The 3,247-nt window shown below is 34.2% G+C and carries 6 protein-coding genes; 1 reads left to right on the top strand and 5 read right to left on the bottom strand.

Annotated features, from left to right (window positions below):
* The coding region (locus ACF8FD_RS02930; protein ID WP_392453117.1) for a lysozyme at positions 1-225 on the top strand (225 nt) is incomplete at its 5' end.
* A 125-nt stretch (positions 226-350) separates the two neighbouring features.
* Here the strand turns inward: ACF8FD_RS02930 and ACF8FD_RS02925 are convergent.
* The 5 genes from ACF8FD_RS02925 to ACF8FD_RS02905 all read right to left on the bottom strand — a co-directional run.
* Positions 351-860, bottom strand: a complete 510-nt coding sequence (locus tag ACF8FD_RS02925) for a hypothetical protein (protein WP_279679458.1) — start codon at positions 858-860, stop codon at positions 351-353.
* Positions 857-2,143 carry a hypothetical protein gene (locus ACF8FD_RS02920; RefSeq protein WP_279679459.1) on the bottom strand — a complete coding sequence of 429 codons (1,287 nt, stop codon included), beginning with the start codon at positions 2,141-2,143 and terminating at the stop codon, positions 857-859. Before ACF8FD_RS02920 ends, ACF8FD_RS02925 begins: the two co-directional genes overlap by 4 nt.
* Before the next feature lie 163 nt (positions 2,144-2,306).
* Positions 2,307-2,516 (bottom strand): DUF6500 family protein, encoded by a 210-nt coding sequence (locus ACF8FD_RS02915; protein WP_279679460.1) that lies wholly within the window; start codon positions 2,514-2,516, stop codon positions 2,307-2,309.
* A 55-nt stretch (positions 2,517-2,571) separates the two neighbouring features.
* On the bottom strand, positions 2,572-2,790 hold the full coding sequence (locus ACF8FD_RS02910; RefSeq protein ID WP_279679461.1) for a hypothetical protein: 219 nt from the start codon (positions 2,788-2,790) through the stop codon (positions 2,572-2,574).
* Positions 2,791-2,794: 4 nt separating this feature from the next.
* A partial coding sequence (locus tag ACF8FD_RS02905) for a DUF4113 domain-containing protein (protein WP_392453114.1) occupies positions 2,795-3,247 on the bottom strand: 453 nt, incomplete at its 5' end.

The following is a 3,247-nucleotide window of genomic DNA, read 5'->3' as shown; positions in this document are numbered from 1 at the left end:
GCGGTGAAGGTGCCACTGAGCCAAAATCAGTTTGATGCGCTGGTATCACTTGCCTACAACATTGGGACCAATGCATTTAGCAAATCAACTTTGGTGAAAAAGCTGAATGCCAATGATAATCGTGCTGCTGCGGATCAGTTTGATGTGTGGGTGAATGCGGGTGGTAAACGCATGCAAGGACTTGTGAATCGTCGTGCTAAAGAAAAGGCTTTGTTTCTATCATGATCAAAGCATTCATGCTGTGCATCCTGCTTTCAGGCTGCACAGCGCATTCGATTTCGACAAAGGTGCATGTCACTGTATGTGTGCAGTGTGTGAATTGAAACACAAATCTTTAAATGTTTTATTAACTATTCAAGAAGAGTTATATCATTCCCTGTTAGTTGGTGAGATTTATAACTTTCAAATTCAGGAATAAGAGCTGTTGTCCAAAGCCGAGTATAATTAAAATTGGGATGATTAAGTACGCAGGAAGCGTTCTTTATAAACTTTCCTTTTAATTCGCTTGTGCTACTGCAGTCTGTAAAGTCTAATAAAGATTTTAGAGAGCAGCTACATGCTCTTGCTAATTCATCTTCTAAATTCTTATTCTGTTGAAGGATGGAAAAACTATAACCAAGCCTTTTAAGTGTTTTAATATTCTCTAACATTCTGTTTAAACATGCTTTATCACCAAGTACATCTATGTCAATCATCAAATGTATATGAGCCTTAACTGGAATGGGCTTTAATATCTTTTGGATATCTTTTTGAGCCAAATTTATTTCTTTTACCGCCCCTTCAAAAAATCTTTTAACTAAAGATTTCTCTGTTGCACCTTCTCCGATAAATATAATTTGTTGTCTCTTTTTTACTTTCACTGGTTAGCCCCACCATCATAAAGCAAGTCATCAATAAGGTGAGTATCAGGAAGTGTTCCTAAAACATCATTTTTCACATAACTCAAAATACTGCGGTCGTTCTTCTTAAACTTTTGCTCTGCTTGAATAAAAGTAGAATTATTTTCTTCATCTCTCCTGATAAATACAAAGCTATGAACAGGTAAATTCATTTCAAGTACTTCATAATTATGAGTAGTATAAAAAAACTGAGATGAGTGAGACATCTTTTCAATCACTAAATTGATCATAGATTTTTCAATTTCTGATTGAACATTAGCCATATTTTCATCTAAGAAATACATGAAGCTTAAATTTTTCTCATCAAACGAAAAGTTTATTACACAAGAAATAAACTTTGCTAAGTTAACCGCTTGATGTGTTCCAACTGATAAAAGGTGTAGATTATCGGTGATAACACCTTCTTTTGAAATATATATAGATTTTCCATTATAAAAATCAACATAGAAGCCTTTATGTTCCCTTGAGTCTTCATGTATTGAATCTGAAATACCTAAAATACTTGGATCAAACGTTTTTAAAACCTTATATAAAACATTCTTCGTTAGATCAATTTTAGATTGGTGATCAATAACAGGATGACTATGATCACTACATAGATAACCTATTGCTGAAGGGAAATAGGAATTTTCTAAGCTGTTATCGTCTTCATTTGATATAAGTGAGCCTTTATCATAATCAAAACATATACTGTTTTTTAGCTTAATACCTTCCTTAAGTTTTTCAATTTTTTTTCTTAGAGAGGTGATAGAGTCACTCTCTTGAATAGGTATGCTAAAATATTTATAGCTATATTGAGTTCCTGGTAAAGACTTCTTTGAATCCAATAATGAGTTATGAAAAGTAACTTCTAGGGTACTAAAGTAATCATATTCCATACTCGTTGTGATTGGGGGTTTGGGTTGGTCATTATATAACTCTTTGATTGGTCGTATCTTTTCAGAAATAAACTCAACTTCGAATCCAACTTTTTCATCGTCAGATCGAATACCCTCTTTAACGTATTTGGAGATATAACCAAGAGCAATGAAATCTCGAATTGCTGAAATAGTTTTAGAGAAAGATGTTTTCCCTGAAGAGTTTGCCCCAGAAATTATTTGTACGCGTTTAAAATTAATTCTTTCAAATTTTTTTAAATATTCATAATCAATTGTATTGTTTACAATTTTCTTTGGATAAGTGAGATCAAGAGTGGCATCTTTAAATGAGTACCAATTTTTCAGCCTAATCTTTGTGAAAATCATATATATTCCAAATTATGGAAGAAATAACAATATTTAAATATACACTTTAATGGTATGAATGCAATCTTTAGCTATGCTAACTCGTATAAAAAATTAACATAAGACACCTCATATGCAATCATTAAAGTCTTACCACTAGTATCTAAAGTTTGGTTTTCAGTGACTAATCAACTAGCTGCTTAATCTTAACTGCTTTCTCAAAGTGATCTAGTTTGTGCTCTAGGATCCACCATTGAGCAGCCTCCATCAATAGTTCTGGGTTATCGTTTTTATTCTTGAAGAAAGCATAAAAGGATAGACCAACATTCTTGCCTTTCTTCTCAATTTTGTCGTTACATCCACGAATAAAAATCTCTTTTAATTCATCTCTCATTTTTGACCTATCTTAATTTTCAATTTATCTAAAACACACATAACTGCAGATTGATTTAATTCACCGTCCCTAACACGGGAATCATTCTAGGTCCAGCCTGTCTCGCCTTACCAATAATCTCAACTAGCTCATCATAAGTCAGCTCAAACTTATCCTCGCTGTCAAAGACATAAACCATATTCTTATCTTTGAATTGCTCTGGAGTCGGTGGCACAAACCGCTTAGGAATTAAAATCTGTGCCAATTGTTCATTTGAAAGTTTAAATAAATGCATAGTTTTATCTCACTCTAAAGAGTTCATTCCATTCGGTTAAATAGTTCGGGGATTTGCGTTCTTGATTCATTTGCCAGTGTTCTTCTTTGCGCCCACACAAACCCAAAGACAAAGTATTTTTGCCATACTTATGCGTGATGTGATCTAAGGCGTCGGAGAGCTTGGATCGCTTAATTTGTAGGGAGTAATCGGTAAATAGGTCAGGGGAGAATTTGGTTTTAGGTATGATCTCCATCAGGATGATGCCTGCCTTTTTATACTTAAAGCCGGGTTTGAATATTTCATCAATGGCCTGCATCGCTATGCGGGTAATCTCTAAAACATCATCAGTATGTTCGGGCAGCTGCATAATGACGTAAGGTGTGTATTTTGCACATTTATCAAAGCGACCTGTCTGAATAAACACCCCAATCATCTTGCATAAGGACATATCATCACGAAGTCTTGAGACAGCTCT

The sequence above is a fragment of the Acinetobacter sp. TYF_19 genome, from assembly GCF_043105125.1.
Taxonomy (GTDB): domain Bacteria; phylum Pseudomonadota; class Gammaproteobacteria; order Pseudomonadales; family Moraxellaceae; genus Acinetobacter; species Acinetobacter johnsonii.
This window is presented reverse-complemented; position numbering and strand designations above follow the sequence as displayed.